At 72.4% G+C, this 17,705-nt stretch carries 16 protein-coding genes and 1 pseudogene; 7 read left to right on the top strand and 10 right to left on the bottom strand.

Annotated features, from left to right (window positions below; genetic code table 11):
• The first annotated feature begins 22 nt into the window (after positions 1-22).
• The 3 genes and pseudogenes from ABZ079_RS11130 to ABZ079_RS11120 all read left to right on the top strand — a co-directional run bounded on the left by ABZ079_RS11130 (position 23) and on the right by ABZ079_RS11120 (position 3,414).
• Positions 23-1,639, top strand: coding sequence for a glycerol-3-phosphate dehydrogenase/oxidase (locus ABZ079_RS11130; protein WP_356939142.1), 1,617 nt, complete (start codon positions 23-25; stop codon positions 1,637-1,639).
• Between the two features lie 208 nt (positions 1,640-1,847).
• Positions 1,848-2,289, top strand: a pseudogene (locus ABZ079_RS11125) (GntR family transcriptional regulator).
• Positions 2,290-2,418: 129 nt separating this feature from the next.
• A complete protein-coding gene (locus ABZ079_RS11120; RefSeq protein WP_356939141.1) occupies positions 2,419-3,414 on the top strand; it encodes a PAC2 family protein in 996 nt (331 codons plus the stop codon).
• 80 nt (positions 3,415-3,494) lie between these two features.
• Here ABZ079_RS11120 and mshC read toward each other — a convergent pair whose 3' ends face one another.
• The 4 genes from mshC to ABZ079_RS11100 form a co-directional block, all read right to left on the bottom strand.
• Positions 3,495-4,724: a cysteine--1-D-myo-inosityl 2-amino-2-deoxy-alpha-D-glucopyranoside ligase gene (gene mshC, locus ABZ079_RS11115; RefSeq protein WP_356939140.1), complete on the bottom strand. Its 1,230-nt coding sequence runs from the start codon at positions 4,722-4,724 to the stop codon at positions 3,495-3,497.
• Between the two features lie 108 nt (positions 4,725-4,832).
• A complete protein-coding gene (locus tag ABZ079_RS11110; RefSeq protein WP_356939139.1) occupies positions 4,833-5,672 on the bottom strand; it encodes an SCO1664 family protein in 840 nt (279 codons plus the stop codon).
• Complete coding sequence (locus tag ABZ079_RS11105) at positions 5,636-6,226, bottom strand: DUF3090 domain-containing protein (RefSeq protein WP_356939138.1); 591 nt, start codon at positions 6,224-6,226, stop codon at positions 5,636-5,638. The genes ABZ079_RS11110 and ABZ079_RS11105 overlap by 37 nt, the downstream gene beginning before the upstream one ends.
• 92 nt (positions 6,227-6,318) lie before the next feature.
• Positions 6,319-7,005 carry a histidine phosphatase family protein gene (locus tag ABZ079_RS11100; protein ID WP_356939137.1) on the bottom strand — a complete coding sequence of 229 codons (687 nt, stop codon included), beginning with the start codon at positions 7,003-7,005 and terminating at the stop codon, positions 6,319-6,321.
• A gap of 61 nt (positions 7,006-7,066) precedes the next feature.
• Here ABZ079_RS11100 and corA point away from each other — a divergent pair, with 61 nt between their 5' ends.
• Positions 7,067-8,062 carry a magnesium/cobalt transporter CorA gene (corA, locus tag ABZ079_RS11095; RefSeq protein WP_356939136.1) on the top strand — a complete coding sequence of 332 codons (996 nt, stop codon included), beginning with the start codon at positions 7,067-7,069 and terminating at the stop codon, positions 8,060-8,062.
• Between the two features lie 7 nt (positions 8,063-8,069).
• Here corA and ABZ079_RS11090 read toward each other — a convergent pair whose 3' ends face one another.
• Together ABZ079_RS11090 and ABZ079_RS11085 are read right to left on the bottom strand one after the other, a co-directional pair.
• Positions 8,070-8,858 carry a ferritin-like domain-containing protein gene (locus ABZ079_RS11090; protein ID WP_356939135.1) on the bottom strand — a complete coding sequence of 263 codons (789 nt, stop codon included), beginning with the start codon at positions 8,856-8,858 and terminating at the stop codon, positions 8,070-8,072.
• 202 nt (positions 8,859-9,060) lie between these two features.
• On the bottom strand, positions 9,061-10,116 hold the full coding sequence (locus ABZ079_RS11085; RefSeq protein WP_356939134.1) for an LLM class F420-dependent oxidoreductase: 1,056 nt from the start codon (positions 10,114-10,116) through the stop codon (positions 9,061-9,063).
• A 244-nt stretch (positions 10,117-10,360) separates the two neighbouring features.
• Here ABZ079_RS11085 and ABZ079_RS11080 point away from each other — a divergent pair, with 244 nt between their 5' ends.
• Complete coding sequence (locus ABZ079_RS11080; RefSeq protein ID WP_356939133.1) at positions 10,361-11,344, top strand: aldo/keto reductase; 984 nt, start codon at positions 10,361-10,363, stop codon at positions 11,342-11,344.
• Positions 11,341-13,680 (top strand): helix-hairpin-helix domain-containing protein, encoded by a 2,340-nt coding sequence (locus ABZ079_RS11075; protein ID WP_356939132.1) that lies wholly within the window; start codon positions 11,341-11,343, stop codon positions 13,678-13,680. The genes ABZ079_RS11080 and ABZ079_RS11075 overlap by 4 nt, the downstream gene beginning before the upstream one ends.
• A 141-nt stretch (positions 13,681-13,821) precedes the next feature.
• Here the strand turns inward: ABZ079_RS11075 and ABZ079_RS11070 are convergent, their stop codons facing one another.
• Positions 13,822-14,508, bottom strand: a complete 687-nt coding sequence (locus ABZ079_RS11070; RefSeq protein WP_356939131.1) for a hypothetical protein — start codon at positions 14,506-14,508, stop codon at positions 13,822-13,824.
• A gap of 47 nt (positions 14,509-14,555) precedes the next feature.
• On the opposite strand from ABZ079_RS11070, the gene ABZ079_RS11065 reads away from it, so the two are divergent.
• Positions 14,556-14,744 (top strand): DUF5703 family protein, encoded by a 189-nt coding sequence (locus ABZ079_RS11065; protein WP_014671721.1) that lies wholly within the window; start codon positions 14,556-14,558, stop codon positions 14,742-14,744.
• A 113-nt stretch (positions 14,745-14,857) separates the two neighbouring features.
• Here the strand turns inward: ABZ079_RS11065 and ABZ079_RS11060 are convergent, their stop codons facing one another.
• The 3 genes from ABZ079_RS11060 to ABZ079_RS11050 form a co-directional block, all read right to left on the bottom strand.
• A complete protein-coding gene (locus ABZ079_RS11060; RefSeq protein WP_356939130.1) occupies positions 14,858-15,781 on the bottom strand; it encodes a chaplin family protein in 924 nt (307 codons plus the stop codon).
• A 148-nt stretch (positions 15,782-15,929) separates the two neighbouring features.
• The gene (locus ABZ079_RS11055; protein ID WP_356939129.1) at positions 15,930-16,163 is read right to left on the bottom strand and encodes a chaplin; all 234 of its coding nucleotides are present in this window, start codon (positions 16,161-16,163) and stop codon (positions 15,930-15,932) included.
• Between the two features lie 146 nt (positions 16,164-16,309).
• Positions 16,310-17,635: a M20/M25/M40 family metallo-hydrolase gene (locus ABZ079_RS11050; protein WP_356939128.1), complete on the bottom strand. Its 1,326-nt coding sequence runs from the start codon at positions 17,633-17,635 to the stop codon at positions 16,310-16,312.
• Positions 17,636-17,705 lie beyond the last annotated feature (70 nt).

The following is a 17,705-nucleotide window of genomic DNA, read 5'->3' as shown; positions in this document are numbered from 1 at the left end:
TGACGAGGAGTAAGTACCCGACATGACCAGTCAGTCCACCCTGCAGTCCGTGCCTGCCCTGGGGACGCACCCGGCCTCCGGCTCCAACCCGAGCCGGGCCGAGACCAGGGAGCAGCTTTCCAAGGCGTCGTACGACCTTCTGGTGATCGGCGGCGGCATCCTGGGCATCTCCACCGCCTGGCACGCCGCGCAGTCCGGGCTCAGGGTGGCGCTGATCGACGCCGGTGACTTCGCCGGTGCCACGTCCTCCGCCTCCTCCAAGCTGCTCCACGGCGGTCTGCGCTACCTGCAGACCGGCGCGGTGAAGCTGGTGGCGGAGAACCACTTCGAGCGCCGTGCGGTCTCCCGCCAGGTGGCCCCCCACCTGGCGAACCCGCTCACGTTCTACCTCCCCGTGTACAAGGGCGGGCCGCACGGCGCGGCGAAGCTCGGCGCGGGCGTCTTCGCCTACTCCGCGCTCTCCGCTTTCGGTGACGGCGTCGGCCACCTGCTCTCCCCCTCCAAGGCGGCGCAGGACGTGCCCGAGCTGCGCACCGAGAACCTCAAGGCCGTGGCCGTGTACGGCGACGACCAGATGAACGACGCGCGCATGGCGCTGATGACGGTCCGCGCGGCGGTCGAGGCGGGCGCGGTCGTCCTCAACCACGCCGAGGTCACCGGCCTGCGCTTCACCCGGGGCCGCGTGACGGGTGCCGACCTGAAGGACCGGACGTCCGGCGACGAGTTCGGCGTCAACGCCCGTCTCGTCCTGAACGCGACCGGCCCGTGGGTCGACCACCTGCGCCGGATGGAGGACCCGAACGCGGCGCCGTCCATCCGTCTGTCCAAGGGCGCGCACCTGGTGCTGAAGCGCACCTCCCCCTGGAAGGCCGCGCTGGCCACCCCGATCGACAAGTACCGCATCACCTTCGCCCTCCCCTGGGAGGACATGCTGCTGCTCGGCACCACCGACGAGGAGTACGAGGGCGACCCGGCGGACGTGTCCGTCAGCGAGAAGGACATAGCCCAGATCCTGGACGAGGCCGCGTTCTCCGTCCGGGACCAGCAGCTCCAGCGCGACCTGATCACCTACGCCTTCGCCGGTCTGCGCGTGCTGCCGGGCGGCCCCGGCGACACCGCCAAGGCCAAGCGCGAGACGGTCGTCACCGAGGGCAAGGGCGGCATGCTGTCCGTCGCGGGCGGCAAGTGGACCACCTTCCGGCACATCGGCCGTACGGTGATGCAGAAGCTGGAGGCGCTGCCGGGCCACCCGCTCGGTGACGACTTCGAGCCGATCTCCTCGCTGCCGAAGAAGCTGCCGCTGCCCGGTGTCGCCAACCCGCGCGCGGTCGCGCACCGCCTCCTGGTGGACCACCCGGCACCGGGTCCGCGCATGGCGGCCGACACCGCAAAGCACCTGGCCACCCACTACGGCTCCCTGGCCTTCGACATCGCCCGCCTGGCCAACGAGAACCCGGAGCTGGCCGACCGGGTCCACCCGGAGGCCCCGGAGATCTGGGCGCAGGTCGTCTGGGCCCGTGATCACGAGTGGGCCGAGACGGCGGACGACGTGCTGCGCCGCCGTACGACGCTGACCATCCGGGGCCTGGCCACGGACGAGGTCCGCGCCAAGGTCCAGGACCTGCTCGACAAGAAGTAGGCCACGGCCACCGGCCCTTTCCCTGACCAGGGCCGGTGACCGCCGCGGACCGGCCCCCGCCGCACCGGGGCCGGGAACCGGGAGGGGCGGCTCCGCACCGACGGAGCCGCCCCTTTCTCTCGCGCGCCCGCCCCGGACAGTTCCCCCCCCGGACGCGCCCACATGACGGGCTGAGACATCCGATGTCCGGGGGACAGGGAGGCCGGTCATGGCAGTCACCGACGAGGCGACCGAGAAGATCAAGGGCATGATCGTCTCCGGTGCGCTGGGGCCCGGTGACCGGCTGCCGAGGGAGAGTGCGTTCGCCGCCGAGCCGGGCCTGTCCCGCGGCTGCCTGCGGGAGGCCGTACGGGCGCTGTCGCTGATCCGTGTCCTCGCTGTGCGCCAGGGCGACGGCACGTACGTGACCAGCCTCGATCCCCAACTGCTGCTGGAGGCGCTGGGCTTCGCCGTGGAATTCCACCGTGACGACAGACCCAGGAGGACGCGGTCGGCCGGACCCTGCACGAACCCCGGGCGGTCCTGGGCGCACTGCGCGACCGGACGCGGAGGCGGCGCGTTCCCGGGCGACGGTGCACATCGCGAGCGTGGAGCAGTGGCTGCGCAGCACCCTGTGCATCTGCGTGCCGGGGGGCGGGACTCGCGGTTGACCGGGGGTGTTCCGCGGTGGCGAACGGGGCAGTGATCCGTTCACCGCCCTGCAAGGGGGCTGCGGGCGCCCCCGCCGGACGCCGTAAGGTTGGTGAGTCAAGCGAGGGCACGTCGGAAGGAGGCACTGGGTGATCGAGCTGGAGGGGGTTCCCGAGCTGATCGACCCAGTCATGGTGGCCGCGTTCGAGGGCTGGAACGATGCCGGTGACGCCGCCTCCACGGCGGTCGCGCATCTGGAACGGGAGTGGAAGGGCGAGGTGTTCGCGGCGCTGGACGCCGAGGACTACTACGACTTCCAGGTGAACCGCCCCACGGTGTTCATGGACGGCGGTGTGCGCAAGATCACCTGGCCGACGACCCGGCTGTCGGTGGTCCGCGTCGGCGGTGAGAAGCCGCGCGACCTGGTGCTGGTCCGGGGCATCGAACCGTCCATGCGCTGGCGCTCGTTCTGCAACGAGCTGCTCGGCTTCGCGCATGAGCTGGGCGTGGAGCTGGTGGTCATCCTGGGCGCCCTGCTCGGGGACACCCCGCACACGCGTCCGGTGCCGGTCAGCGGGGTGACGTCCGACCCGGACCTGGCCCGCCGGATGGACCTGGAGGAGACCAAGTACGAGGGTCCGACGGGCATCGTCGGCGTCCTGCAGGAGGCATGCACGCACGCCGGTGTCCCGGCGGTGTCGCTGTGGGCGGCCGTCCCGCACTACGTCTCCCAGCCGCCCAACCCGAAGGCCACCCTGGCGCTGCTCAACCGCCTGGAGGACCTGCTGGACCTGCGCATCCCGCAGGGCGAGCTGCCCGAGGACGCGCGCGCCTGGCAGGTGGGCGTCGACCAGCTGGCCGCCGAGGACAGCGAGGTCGCCGAGTACGTCCAGACGCTGGAGGAAGCCCGGGACACCGCCGAACTGCCGGAGGCCTCGGGCGAGGCGATCGCCCGCGAGTTCGAGCGGTACCTGCGGCGCCGGGACGTCAGCCCGCCGGGCGGCCACGCGACGGCGGACGGCGGGGACGGCTCGTACCTGCGGGACAACCCGAGCGGCCGGACCCGACCGCCGAAGCCGGACGCCTCCGGCGGTTCCACGGGCAGCGGTGCGAAGGGCGATGACGAGGACGGCTCGGAGGACTGAGGGCTCCGCCCTCCGGGGCACTGCCGAAAGGGGCGGTTCCCGAACGGGAGCCGCCCCTGACCGTCGCCTTCGACGGAGCGCTAGAGCGCCACTCCCAGCAGAGCGTCCACGGCACGGGTGACCAGGCCGGGGGCGGCGGTGTCCGTGCCGCCCGCCTGCTCCTGACGGGCCGCCCAGCGGTCGACGGCGGCGAGGGCCGCGGGTGCGTCGAGGTCGTTCGCGAGCGCCTCGCGGATCTCCTCGACGAGCGCGTCAGCGGACGGGCCGTCGGGCCGGGAGACGGCCGCGCGCCAGCGGCCGAGGCGGTCGACGGCGTCCTGGAGGATCTGGTCGGTCCACTCCCAGTCGTCGCGGTAGTGGTGGCCCAGCAGCGAGAGCCGGATGGCGGCCGGGTCGACGCCGTCGCGGCGCAGCCGCGAGACGAAGACCAGGTTGCCCTTGGACTTGGACATCTTCTCGCCGTTCAGCGCGACCATGCCGGCGTGCACGTACGCCTTGGCCATGGGGAACTCGCCGGTCAGCACCTGGGCGTGCGAGGCACCCATCTCGTGGTGCGGGAAGGCCAGGTCGGAGCCGCCGCCCTGGACGTCGAAGCCCATGCCGAGATGGTCGAGGGCGATGGCCACGCACTCGATGTGCCAGCCGGGCCGGCCACGGCCGAGGGTGCCGCCGTCCCAGCTGGGTTCGCCCTCGCGGGCCGCCATCCACAGCATCGGGTCGAGCGGGTTCTTCTTGCCCGGGCGGTCCGGGTCGCCGCCGCGCTCGGCGGAGAGCAGCCGCATGGCGGCCGCGTCGAGGTTCGAGACCTGGCCGAAGTGCGGGTCGGACTCGACGGAGAAGTAGATGTCGCCCTCCAGCTCGTAGGCGGCGCCGAGTTCACGCAGCCGTTCCACGAGCGGGACGATGCCGGGTATCGCCTCGACGGCGCCTATGTACTGCTGGGGCGGGAGCATCCGCAGGGCGGTCATGTCCTCGCGGAAGAGGGCCGTCTCCTTCTCGGCGAGGGCGACCCAGTCGACGCCGTCCCGGTCCGCGCGCGCCAGCAGCGGATCGTCGACGTCGGTGACGTTCTGGACGTAGTGGACCTGCCGCTTGGTGTCGAGCCACACGCGCTGAACGAGATCGAACGCGTTGTAGGTCGCCGCGTGACCCATGTGGGTCGCGTCGTACGGCGTGATGCCGCAGACGTAGATACGGGCGACAGGACCGGGGTCGAGGGTGACCGGACCACCGGTCGCGGTGTCGTGGATCCTCAGGTCGCGGCCCTGACCAGGCAGGGCGGGGACCTCGGAAGCGGGCCAGGCATGCATGTACATGAGCCTAACCGGCGGTCGGCCGCGCATACGAACGGGATCGGACCGGATGGCCGGTCGTGCATTCTTGAACATCGGGCCGAGTTGTGCTCGCGGCAGTGGCCCTCACACCGGTGGCCAGGGGACGGCGGGCCACTCCCCGCTCGGCTCGGGATGCCGGCCCGAGGTGAGCAGCGCGTCGACACGGGCGCGCGTGGCGTCGATCTCGGCCGCCGTGATCAGCGGGGCCAGCCGCTCGCCCAGCCGTCCGCCCAGGGCGTCCCGCAGCCCCTTGAGGACGTCGGCGGCCTCCGGGGTGAGCGGCTCCCCGGCCCATCCCCACAGCAGCGTGCGCAGCTTGTTCTCGACGTTGAAGGTGACGCCGTGGTCGATGCCGTAGAGCCGGCCGTCGGTGGTGGGCAGCAGATGACCGCCCTTGCGGTCGGCGTTGTTGATCACCGCGTCGAGGACGGCGAGCCGGCGCAGCCGCTCGTCGTCGGCGTGCACGAGCAGCGCGGTACGGTCCTCGCCGACCTCGGCGAACCCGATCGCCCTCCAGCCCGGCTCCGGCTCCTCGCCGTCGACCAGGGCGAGCAGCTCCGCCTCGGGGCTCACGTCGATCCAGAGCTGGCACATGCCCTCGCCGTACGGGCCGTCGCGCAGCACGGTCGGCGGTACGAGCCCCCAGCCGGTGGCCTCGGACACCTCGTAGGCGGCCACCTCCCGGCCGGCCAGGGTGCCGTCGGGGAAGTCCCACAGCGGGCGCTCCCCGGCCACCGGCTTGTACACGCAGGTGGCTTCGCGGCCGTCGAGGGCGACCGTGCAGAACAGAGCGGCGTTGGACGCCTCGCGGATCCGGCCGCGCACGGTCAGCTCACCCCGCGCGAGCAGCTCGGCGAGGTCCGTGCCGGCCCCCGCGTCGGCGGCCGTCACGCTCCGCGGCGGTATCCGTTCTGGCGCGGACATACGTGTCCTTCCGGATCGAGCGGGAGGCTGCACAGCGGGCACGGCGGCCGCCCGGCGTTGACGACGTCGAGGGCGCGCTTGGCGAAGGCCCGTGCCTGCGCGCCGGTCAGCCGGACCCGCAGCATCGGGGGCCCGTTCTCCTCGTCCTGGAGCAGCCGCTCCTCGGCCTCGGCGAGGTCTTCCTCGGTGTCGGCGTCCAGCTCGACGAGGGCCTGCGCCTCGACGATCATGCGCTGGTCCTCGCCGTCCCAGGCGAGGGCCATGGTGCCGACGCGGAACTCCTCCTCGATGGGGGTCTCCAGCGGGGCGGTGTCGGTGATCTCCGACGGCGCCACGGCGGGGACGGCCGCGCTGCCGCCACTACGCCGTACGACCTCGTCGAGCAGTTCGTCCATGCGCTCGGCGAGCGCGGCGACCTGGGTCTTCTCCAGGACCACGCTGGTCACCCGGGGGCCTGCGGTGGCCTGGAGGAAGAAGGTACGGCGCCCGGGCAGTCCGACCGTGCCGGCCACGAAGCGGTCCGGCTGGTCGTAGAGGAACACCTGACGGGACACGTCCTGTCTCCATTGGATTCGAGAGTTTCAGCGATGCGGGCCACGCGGATACGACGACTGTGTGGACCGCTTCACCCTACTGCGGCCGACGATCACGGTGCGCCCGCACCACCCCCGACCGGTGCGTCGCCCTCGCCGGGGTCCTCGCGCGGGGCGAGCGAGGCGAGATCCCCGGTGTCGCCGAGGCGAACGAGAAACGGCCTCAGGCGGGTGTAACGGATCACGGTGATGGAACACGGTTCCACGGAGATCCGCTGGAAGAGGTCGAGATGGAGTCCGAGGGCGTCGGCGACGAGGGACTTGATGATGTCACCGTGAGAGCACATGAGGTAGACGGCGTCGGTGCCGTGAGCGCGCTCCACGCGCGCGTTCCACTCGCGCACGGCCTCGGCGGCGCGGGTCTGCATGGCCCGCATGGACTCCCCGCCCGGGAAGGCGGCGGCCGACGGGTGGGCCTGGACGACCTCCATCAGCGGCTCGTCCTTCAGTTCGGCGAGCTTGCGGCCGGTCCAGTCGCCGTAGTCGCACTCACCGATCCGTTCTTCGGTGTGGGCGCGCAGTTCCGGGCGGGCTTCCAGCAGCGGGCGGACGGTCTCCTGGCAGCGCTGGAGGGGGCTGGCGACGACCTCGGAGATCGGCAGGCCCGCGAGCCGGCCGGGCAGCGCGGCGGCCTGCGCGGCGCCGCGCTCGTCGAGGGCGACGCCCGGCGTCCACCCGGCGAGCACGCCCGAGGTGTTGGCGGTGGAACGTCCGTGCCTTACGAGGATCAGCGTGGGCATGCGGCAAGAGTAGGTGTTCACCGCTGTACGGCGGTGGCGGGGCGAAGGGAGAATGCGCCGCGTGATCGTGGACTGCGCCGTCTACCGGCACGGGCACCGTGCCGAGGGCCCGGAGGACCTGTCCGACGCGCTGGATGAGGCGCGGGCGGCGGGCGGATTCGTGTGGATCGGCCTGCATGAGCCGTCCGAGCGGGAGTTCGACCTGGTCACCCAGGAGTTCGGGCTGCATCCGCTGGCCGTCGAGGACGCGCTCAAGGCGCATCAGCGGCCCAAGCTGGAGGTGTACGACGACTCGTTGTTCCTGGTGCTCAAGCCGGTGGTGTACGAACCCGAGGACGACACCGTCTCGACCGGCGAGATCATGATCTTCATCGGGGACTGTTTCGTGGTGACCGTCCGCCACGGTGCGGGCTCGCCGCTCGCCGCGGTACGGCGCCGGCTGGAGGAGGAGCCCGAGCTGCTGGACAAGGGCCCCACCGCGGTGCTGTACGCGGTCTCCGACGCCGTCGTCGACCACTATCTGGAGGTGGCGACGGAGCTGCAGACCGACCTGGAGGAGCTGGAGACGGAGGTGTTCCAGCCGGAGACCGGCGGCTCGCGCAACACCGCGTCCCGGATCTACACCTTCAAACGGCAGGTCCTGAAGTTCCGCCGGGCCACCGGGCCACTGACCGTACCGATGACCCGGCTGGCCGGCACCGGGCAGCTCGGCGGCGACGTGCCGTTCGTGCACGACAAGGCGCGGCCCTTCTTCCGGGACGTGAACGACCACCTCGCGCGCGTGAACGAGTCCGTGGACGGCCTGGACCGGCTGGTGTCGGACATCCTCTCGGCGCACCTGGCGCAGATGAGCGTGCGGCAGAACGACGACATGCGGAAGATCTCCGCGTGGGCGGCGATGGCCGCGGTCCCCACGATGATCGCGGGGATCTACGGCATGAACTTCGACCACATGCCCGAGCTGCACTGGCAGTGGTCGTACCCGGCGGTGATCCTCGTGATGGCCGTCTTGGAGATGCTGCTGTACGGCCTGTTCAAACGGCGCGGCTGGCTGTGAGCCCGCCTCAGGCGTACTCGGGGGCGGTCGTCGCGGGCCCGCCCAGGGCGTCGCGGCGTTCGGGCATGGTGAGGGCGGCCATGCGGCGCCAGCCGGCGAGGCGCTCGTAGGCGTACACGGCGTGGATGCCTGCCGCGAGCAGGGCGGACTTGGCCTCCGGCCAGCCGAGAATGCGGCCCATGTGGGCCATCACGGCGAGGCTGACGTCCCGGTAGACGCGGATCTCGGCGAGGGCGCACTCGCGCAGGGTGCGCTGGATCAGCCGGCCGTGGCCGGCGGCGGCGAAGCGCAGGAGTTCCTCGTGCGTGTAGGCGAGGTGGTCGTCCTCGTCGTTCGAGATGATGCGGACGGCCCTGCCGATCTCGTGGTGGCCGGTGACGTGCTTCAGGAGCAGCCTCATCTGCTCGGAGGCGCGCTGTTCGGTGACCCGGCTGTGCACGAGGTAGACGATGATGTCCCGCTCGGTGAGCGGCTCGTCCCGCTTGAGCTTGTCGTGGGCGAGGCCGATGCCGCGCCGTTCCAGGAGCATCGTGTAGTCGGTCTCGGGCGGGACGGGGGCGGGGGTGAGTCCGCGCTTCTTCATCAGGGCGTTGAAGATACGGCCGTGCTTGTCCTCGTCGGCGCCGTGACGGGCGATCTTCGGGGCCAGCGCCCGTTCACTGTGCGGGACCAGCGCGGCGATCCGTCCGTTCTCCCAGCCGCCCTGGGCCTCGCCGCCGGCGGCGATGGAGCAGAAGAGCCGGAAGGACTCGTCGTTCTCGAGGATCTCCTGGAACAGACTCTTGGCCGAAAGCATGGCAGACACCTCTCTGCAGGATCCCGCAAAGAACGAGTCAAATGCGGACAGAGAGGAGCTGCAACAGGAGTACGGGCCCACTCGGCCGAATGAAGGACCACGGGGGTCGTAACCGCGCGGCGCCGGGCGCGTTGTTCCCGGTGACGGCCGTGGCGGGGAAGACCCCCGAGCCCCCACCACGGCCGCTGGAAATCCCTCCGTACTAGGCGAGACCGGCGCGCTCCAGCGCCTCGCTGCCGGCCCGCAGGGAGGCGATCCGCTCGTCGAGCGTGAAGCCGGCGGGGGCGAGGCTGAGGGTGGTGACCCCGGCGGCCGCGTAGGTCTTCATCCGGTCGGCGATGCGGTCGATGGAGCCCAGCAGGGTGGTCTTGTCGATGAGGTCCTGCGGGATCGCGGCCGCGGCCCCCTGCCTGTCCCCGGACAGGTACTTCTGCTGGATCTCGGCGGCCTCCTTCTCGTACCCCATGCGCTGCGCGAGCTGGTTGTAGAAGTTCTGCTTGGCGCTGCCCATTCCACCGACGTACAGCGCGGTGTAGGGGCGGAAGGTGTCCGCGAGGCGGGCCACGTCCTCGTCGTCGCCGACGGCGATCGGCAGGGTGGGGCACACGTCGAAGCCGTCGAGGGTCTTGCCCGCCTTCTCCCGGCCCGCGCGCAGGTACTTCAGAGTGGTGTCCTCGAGGTGGTCGGCGGCGGGGAAGATCAGCAGCGCGCCGTCGGCGATCTCACCGGTCTGCTCCAGGTTCTTCGGGCCGATCGCGGCGATGTACAGCGGGATGTGCTCGCGCTGCGGGTGCACGGTCAGCTTGATCGGCTTGCCCGGGCCGCCGGGCAGCGGCAGCGTCCAGTGCCGGCCCTCGTACGTCAGCCGCTCCCGGGTCATCGCCCTGCGGACGATCTCCACGTACTCGCGCGTGCGGGCCAGCGGTTTGTCGAACTTGACGCCGTACCAGCCCTCGGAGACCTGCGGCCCGGAGACGCCGAGGCCGAGCCGGAACCGGCCGCCGGACAGGGAGTCCAACGTCGCCGCCGTCATCGCGGTCATCGCCGGCTGCCGGGCCGGGATCTGGAAGATGGCCGAGCCGACGTCGATGCGCTCGGTCTGTGCGGCGACCCAGCTGAGCACCGTGGCCGCGTCGGAGCCGTACGCCTCGGCGGCCCAGCACACGGAGTAACCCAGCCGCTCGGCCTCCTGTGCCACGGCCAGATTGTCCCCGTCCATTCCGGCACCCCAGTAGCCGAGGTTGATACCGAGCTGCATGGCCGATTCCCCTTACCCGTGAGTAACGCTCCTGTGGCGGAGACCTTAGCGCGGGGGCACGGGCCGGGGGCAGGGCGCGGCCGGGACAGGGGGCGGGATCACACGTCCTGAACAGGCCTGCCGAGCCGTCCGGTGCAGGCCTGAGGAGCCCTCCGGAGCAGGCCTGACGAGTTCTCCGGGGCGGGCCGGACAAGTTATCCACAGGCAACCCACGGCAGCAGTTCTGGCCAGTAATCTCGCGGGCATGGAGCAGAGGCATCTCGGCCGCACCGGCCTGCGCGTGTCCCGCATCGGACTCGGCACCCTCACCTGGGGCCGGGACACCGACGAGCACGACGCCGCGGACATGCTGAAGGCGTTCTGGGAGGTCGGCGGCACCCTCGTCGACACCGCCGACGTGTACGGCGACGGAGAGGCGGAGTACCTGCTCGGACAGCTCATAGAGGGGTTGGTGCCGCGCCGGGACCTGGTGATCTCCACCAAGGCGGGCAGCGTCCCCGACCCCGACCGCCGCTTCGACGGCTCCCGCGGCCATCTGCTCGCCGCGCTCGACGCCTCCCTCGCCCGGCTGGGCACGGACTATGTCGACCTGTGGCACATCCACGCCTTCGACCCCCAGACCCCGCTCGAGGAGACGCTCCAGGCCCTCGACCTGGCGGTCAGCAGTGGCCGGGCCCGCTACGCCGGCGTCGCCAACTTCTGCGGCTGGCAGCTCGCCAAGGCGGCCACCTGGCAGCTCGCGGCGCCGGGCACCCGCACCCGGCTGGCCAGCACCCAGATGGAGTACTCGCTGCTCCAGCGGGGCGTGGAGCGCGAGGTGCTGCCCGCCGCGCTCGACCTGGGGATCGGTCTGCTGCCCTCCTCCCCGCTCGGCCGGGGCGTGCTGACCGGCAAGTACCGGCACACCACTCCCCAGGACTCGCGCGGCGCCTCCGAGCACCTGGCGCCGTTCGTCGAGCCGTACCTGGACGACACGGCGACGCGCATCGTGGACGCGGTGACGACGGCCGCCGACGGGCTCGCGGTCACCCCGCTGCAGGTGGCCCTCGCCTGGGTCCGGGACCGGCCGGGCGTGGCCGCGCCGATCGTCGGCGCGCGCAACGCGCAGCAGCTCACGGCGGCATTGTCAGTGGAGGCCCTTAGTCTTCCTGACGAGATCTGCCGGGCGCTGGACGATGTGTCGGCGCCCGTGCACCGCTATCCCGATCACGACTGGAGCACGCTGTGAGCACGGAGCCGGAGACCACGGAGGAAGCCGGGCCGGGGACGCCGGACATCCCGGAGGCCGGGGGTCGGGAAGCCGAGCCCGGGGAGAGCCGTGCGGACGGCGGCGGTACGGCGGACGACGCCGAGGCGACCGAGGCGACCGAGGCGACCGAGGCGACCGAGGCGACCGAGAGCACCGAAGCGGCTGAGAGGGCCGAGGACACCGCCGGCGATGCCGGCGAGCGGGACACTACGGAGAACGCGGACGGCGCGGAGGACGCGAGCGGCACGGGCGGCGGAAAGAGCGCGGAGAGTGTCTCTGCCGGTGCCGGTGCCGCCGCGGCCGAGTTGTCCGAGGCGGAGGCCGAGTTGGCCGCGCAGCAGGTGGAGCGGGAGCGGATCGAGCGACGCAAGGCCGAGAAGAAGGGCCCGGTCGAGAGCGGCACCAAGCTCAGCGGCAAGGCGGCCGACCTGCTCGCCGCGGTACGGGCGGTGGAGAGCGGCGAGAAGCCGGTGGCCACGGTGTTCGCCGAGCCCGCCCCGGCCCCGCGCCGCCCGGCGCCGGAGCCCGTGCGCCGGCCGCAGCCGGCCCCTGCCTCCGTCGTCCCCGGCGCGCCCGCCCCGGAGGCCGTGGAGGCCGTGCGCCGGGTGCTGGCCGAGGGCGGCGCGCCCGACGCGCTGGCCCCACGGGTGGCCGAGGCTCTGGGCGAGGGCGCGGGCAGCGCGCTCCGGGAGGACCCGTGGCGGCTGCTCCGCGTCGGCGGGGTACGGCCCGAGCAGGCCGACGGCTTCGCGCGGGCGCTGCTCGGCGCCGCCTGCGGCCCGGACGACGAGCGGCGGGGCCGCGCGATGACCGTCTGGCTGCTGGAGCAGGCCGCCGTGGCGGGCCACACCGCACTGGACCTGCCCACGCTCATCGCGGCACTGGGCCGGCACGTCGTACCCGACCCGGACGCGGCGGTGCAGAGCACGCTCGCGGAGGGCGAGGCCCTGATGTTCCAGGACGCGCTGGACGAGCCCGGTGCCCCGGCCCCCCAGGAAGAGGACGCCGAAGACGGCGACGTTGAGCGGCCGGTCCGGGTCCTCGTCGGCCTGGAGCGGTACGCGCTGGCGGAGGAGAGCCTCGCCGACGGCCTGGCCCGGCTGGTCAACTCGCTGTCCACGGACGCCGAGCAGGCCTGGGAGGCAGCCGCCTCCGGGGTGTCCGGCGGCGCGGCCGAGCTGGTCCGCGCGGTCGCCGGGCACGGCCTGGTGCTGCACACCGGCGGAGAGGCGGCCCGCGCCGAGCCGGCCGCGCTGCTCGATGCCGCCGGCGCCGCGGGTCTGCGGGTCTTCGCCGCCTGCCACACGCCCGACGGCCGCCACCGCCTCGCGGCGCTGCTGGGCAGGGAGCCGGCGGAGCAGAGCGTGGGCACGGTCGCCGGTCTCCTGTCCGGCGCCGAGGGCCCCGGCCGGGACACGGACGGCGCGCTGCAACTCGACCTGCTGATCGTTCTGGACGCACCCCAGCTGGACGTGGAGGTCGCCGCGATGCTGGTGGAGTCGCTGCCCGACGGCGCCCGGCTGGTGCTCAGCGGCGACCCCGCGGTGCTGTGGTCGGCCGGACCCGGCCGGGTCTTCGCGGATCTCCTCGCCGCCCGCGCCTGCCCCCAGATCGCCTCCCGGGTCCCCGACCCCGGTCCGGTCGGCGAGCTGGTCTCCGGTGTCGGCGTCGGTGAGCTGAACCAGGTGGACGCGCCGGGCAAGGAGGTCGTCATCGTCCCGGTGCGGGACGCGGGCGAGGCCGTGCACCGGACGGTGCAGCTGGTCGCGGACTCGGTTCCGCGGGCGATCGGCGTCCCTGCCGGGCAGACCGTGGTGATCACCCCGGGGCACGGCGGCGCCGCGGGCACCCGCGCCCTCAACTCCGCCCTGAAGGAACGTCTCAATCCCGGCCCGGGCCGCTTCGGCGGCTTCGACCCGGGCGACCGGATCGTCTACTCCCCCGCGCCCGGCCGTTCGGTGCCGGGTGTGGTGGTGCAGGCCGACGCCGACGGGCTGCACCTGGCGTGCGCGGGCGTTGCCGTCGTCGTGCCGCGGGAGCGGGTGGAGAGCCACGTACGGCACGGCTGGGCACTGACCGCGCACCAGGCGGTGGGCGCCCGCTGGCCGGCGGCGGTCGTGGTGCTGCCCGGCGACGCCGCGCAGGCGCTCAGCAGGCCCTGGGTGTATACGGCGTTCGGCCGGGCGGAAAGGCATCTGTCCGTGGTCCACGGGGTGGAACAGGCCCTGCCGAAGGCGGTCGCGGAGACCCCGGCCAAGTCCCGCACCACCCGGCTCCAGACGCTGCTGCGCGCCCAGGTGCCGACGGCGGGCTGACCAGCACCCACTCACCGCTCACCGCCGCCGTGCCCACCGGCGGCGGCTCCCTGTCACCGCCGCGGGGGCGATCAGTCACCGCAGCGGAAGACGGCGGTGGCCGTACCGGCCCCGGGTGCCCACGGCACCCGGGGCCCCGCCTCACTTCTCGGTGTCCAGCGGCTCCGAGTCCTCGTCCTCGACGAACTCGAGATCGTCCTCCTCGTCGGACTCGTCCTCGTCGTCGAAAACGGCGCTGACGTCGAACCGGCACACGACCTGCTGCGGGTCGATGTGCTCGAACGGCGCGTCCAGCCACTCCCCGGCCTCGGGAGTCTCGTCCGCCGCGGTGACCCAGAGCGTGGAGTCGCCCTCCTCCAGGCCGAACTCCTTGTGCCGCGAGGCGATCTCGTCCGGTTCGAACTCGCCGAAGAGGGTGGCCAGCGCCCCGGGGACCGTACCGGCGGCACCGTCGTCACCGCCGCCGGCCTCCTCGTACTCCGCCGCCTCGACCCGCTGGGCCTGCGCCAGCAGCCGCTGGGGTTCCGCCACGGTGTAGTCGCGGCGGATCAGCACGCTGATCGCGTTCGGTTCCTCGGGGCCCGCGTACGGCGGCAGCGTGTCCTCCGCACCCGGGATCTCGAAGGGGGTGACCTCGTCGTAGCGGTCGTAGAGCAGCTCGTCGTACGCCTCGGCGGCCGCGGCCAGCTGGTTGAACGCCTCGGACACGGCCGGGTCGTCCTCCCCCGACCTGCGTTCGACCGCCGCCAGATGACGGTCGAGCGCGGTCTTGATCGCCTCGGCGGCGGCGCGTACCTCGGCAGCGGTGGGCTGCGCAGCATCAGACATAGTGCAGACGCTATCCGTACCGGGCACCAGCCCGCACAATAGATGCGATGCCGGAATACGAATTCGTCGACGTGTACGTGCCTCGTGGGGTGTCCCGCAAGGAGGCCACACGTCTACTCACGGACCATGCCGAGTACGGACACTGGGAGTTGGACCGACTGAGCCTGCTGCGCGATGGCAGCCGCAGGGTGCGGTTGCGCCGGCGGATCATCCGCCAGGTGCGTGCCACATGGTGAGGCAGGACACATGAACGGAGCGGGCCCCGCCGGCATGGCGGGGCCCGCTCCGTTGTGCCGGGCGGTACAGCCCTGTTGCCGGGGCCGTACCGCCTTCGTGACCGGCGTCGCCGTTACGCCGCGGCCCGCGCCTTGCGGTAGAGCATCGTGCCCGCGAGCAGTGCGCCCGCGCCGACCGGCAGCGCGAGGCCCAGCGGCACATCGCTGCCCGTGTGCGCGAGCTGGTCGGTGGTCAGGGACCCGGCCGAGCTGCCGCCCTGCGCCTTGACCTGGGACGAACCGTGGGACGTGGGGCCGCCCTTGGCGGGCGGGGTGCCCGTGCCGGGGTGGCCCGGCCGGCCCGGGTGGTGCGGCGTGCCGGGCTGGCCCGGGTGACCGGGCTGTCCCGGATGCCCTGGCTGGCCCGGCTTCCCGGGCGGGTTGCCCTGTCCGTCGCCCGGCGGCTGGGTGTGGTGCCCGCCGCCGGCGGCGCAGTCGTTGCCCGCGGTGGCGTTCCCGGCGCCGATGACGTTCACGCTGTTGCCGCAGACGTTCACCGGGACGTCGATCGGCACCTGAACGGTGTTGCCGGAGCCGACGCCCGGCGATGCGCCGGTGTGACCGTCCGCGTGCGAGCCGCCGGAGCCGGCGTGGCCGGCGCAGGTGTTGCCCGCCGACGGGTTGAGGAGCCCGACGACGTTCACCGTGTTGCCGCAGACATTGACCGGCGCGTGCACCGGAGCCTGCACCGTGTTGCCGGAGCCGACGCCCGGCGATGCGCCGGTGTGACCGTCCGCGTGCGAGCCGCCGGAGCCGGCGTGGCCGGCGCAGGTGTTGCCCGCCGACGGGTTGAGGAGCCCGACGACGTTCACCGTGTTGCCGCAGACATTCACCGGCGCGTGCACCGGAGCCTGCACCGTGTTGCCGGACAGTACGCCGGGCGAGCCGGCGGCGGTGCCGTGCGCGCCCGAGTCGGCGTAGGCGTAGCCGCTCGCGGCGGCGATCACACCGGTCGCTGCGGCCATGGTCATCAGACCCTTGCGGGTGCCCTGTCGCATGCTGAGTTCCCCCCTGCCTTCGATTTCCCAGAAGAACGACCGGTCCGGGAAAGGGACCGGTGTCGAAAAGGCCGGTCGGCCTCGGAGCGAATGGCGCGCGCTCCGCGGCCGACGGCTGGTAAAAAGACGCCCCCTCAGACAGCCGACGTCACTGGTTGGCGCAGGAGTTGTCGAAGGTGGGGTTCAGGAGCCCGATCACGGTGACCGTGTTGCCGCAGGCGTTCACCGGGACGTGCACGGGCACCTGGATGACGTTGCCGGAGACGACGCCCGGGGACTGCACGGCGGCACCCTGCGCACCGGAGTCGGCGACGGCCAGGCCCGCGCCCGCGAGAACCAGCCCACCAGTGACAGCCGCAGCCGCGACGACCTTCTTGATCATTATTCCTCCTCATTGGCAATGCGACCCCAAGGTGCGGGGTCACATCACCTGTAACGAGGAGGAACTAATGAAGCTACGAACCTATCGTCGCATTCACCCTTCTCAGTCGATCTCGTACGGCTGCCCGATTACCTGAGGGCAGGGCCTCACGACGCGTCGATGAAGCGGTCGAGCACCCGCACACCGAACTGCAGCCCGTCCACCGGCACCCGCTCGTCCACGCCGTGGAACATGCCCGCGAAGTCCAGCTCCGGCGGCAGTTTCAGCGGCGCGAAGCCGAAGCCGCGGATGCCGAGGTCGTCGAAGGACTTGGCGTCGGTGCCACCGGAGAGCATGTACGGGATCGCCTTGGCGGTGGGGTCCTCGGCCAGCAGCGCGGACTGCATGGCCTCCACCAGCGCCCCGTCGAAGCTGGTCTCCAGCGCCTTGTCGGCGTGCACGTCCTCGCGGCGGACGTTCGGCCCGAGCAGCCGGTCGAGGTCGCCGAGGAACTCCTCCTCGTGGCCCGGCAGGAACCGTCCGTCGATGTGCGCGGTGGCCTCGCCCGGGATTACGTTGACCTTGTACCCGGCGTTCAGCTGGGTGGGGTTGGCGGTGTTGCCGAGGGTCGCGCCGATCAGCTTGGCGATGCCCCCGAGCTTGGCGAGGGTGGACTCCATGTCCTCCGGGTCCAGCTCGGTGCCGAGCGCGTCGCCCAGCTCGTCGAGGAAGGCCCGCGTGGTCTTGGTGACCCGCACCGGGAACCTGTGCCGGCCGACCCGGGCGACGGCCTCCGACAGCTCGGTGATGGCGTTGTCGCGGTGGATCATCGACCCGTGCCCGGCGGTGCCGGCCACGGTCAGCTTCATCCAGTGCATGCCCTTCTCGGCCGTCTGGATCAGGTAGAGCCGCCGCTGCTCGTTCACGGTGAAGGAGAAGCCGCCCACCTCGCTGATCGCCTCGGTGACGCCCTCGAACAGCTCGGGGTGGTTGTCGACCAGGTAGCGGGCACCGTACGTGCCGCCCGCCTCCTCGTCCGCGAGGAAGGCGACCACGATGTCCCGCGGAGGCCGGCGCCCGCTGCGCAGCCGGTCGCGCACGACCGCGAGGGTCATGGCGTCCATGTCCTTCATGTCGACGGCCCCGCGCCCCCACACGCACCCGTCGGTGACCTCACCGGAGAACGGGTGGTGGGTCCAGTCGTCGGCGTTGGCCGGTACGACGTCGAGGTGGCCGTGGATCAGCAGCGCGGGCCGGGACGGGTCCTCACCCTCGATGCGGGCCACCGTCGAGGCGCGGCCCGGGTGCGACTCGAAGATCTCCGGCTCCAGCCCGACCTCGGCGAGCTTCTCGGCGACCCACTCGGCGGCCTTGCGCTCACCGGGCCCGGAGTGGTCGCCGTAGTTGCTGGTGTCGAACCGGATCAGCTCGCGGCAGAGGTCCACGACCTCGGCCTCGCCGGTGACGCTCCTGGTCGTGTCCGTCTCGCTCACGCTGCTTCCTCCCGCTGTCCCTGCCGGCTGTCCGCCGGCCGTCCCGCCCGCCGTCGTGCCGGAGCCGTCC

This window comes from Streptomyces sp. NPDC006314 (assembly GCF_040613075.1).
In the GTDB taxonomy this organism is placed as follows: Bacteria; Actinomycetota; Actinomycetes; order Streptomycetales; family Streptomycetaceae; genus Streptomyces.
The sequence above is the reverse complement of the archived record's forward strand: the minus strand, read 5'-3'. Positions and strand labels throughout refer to the sequence as shown.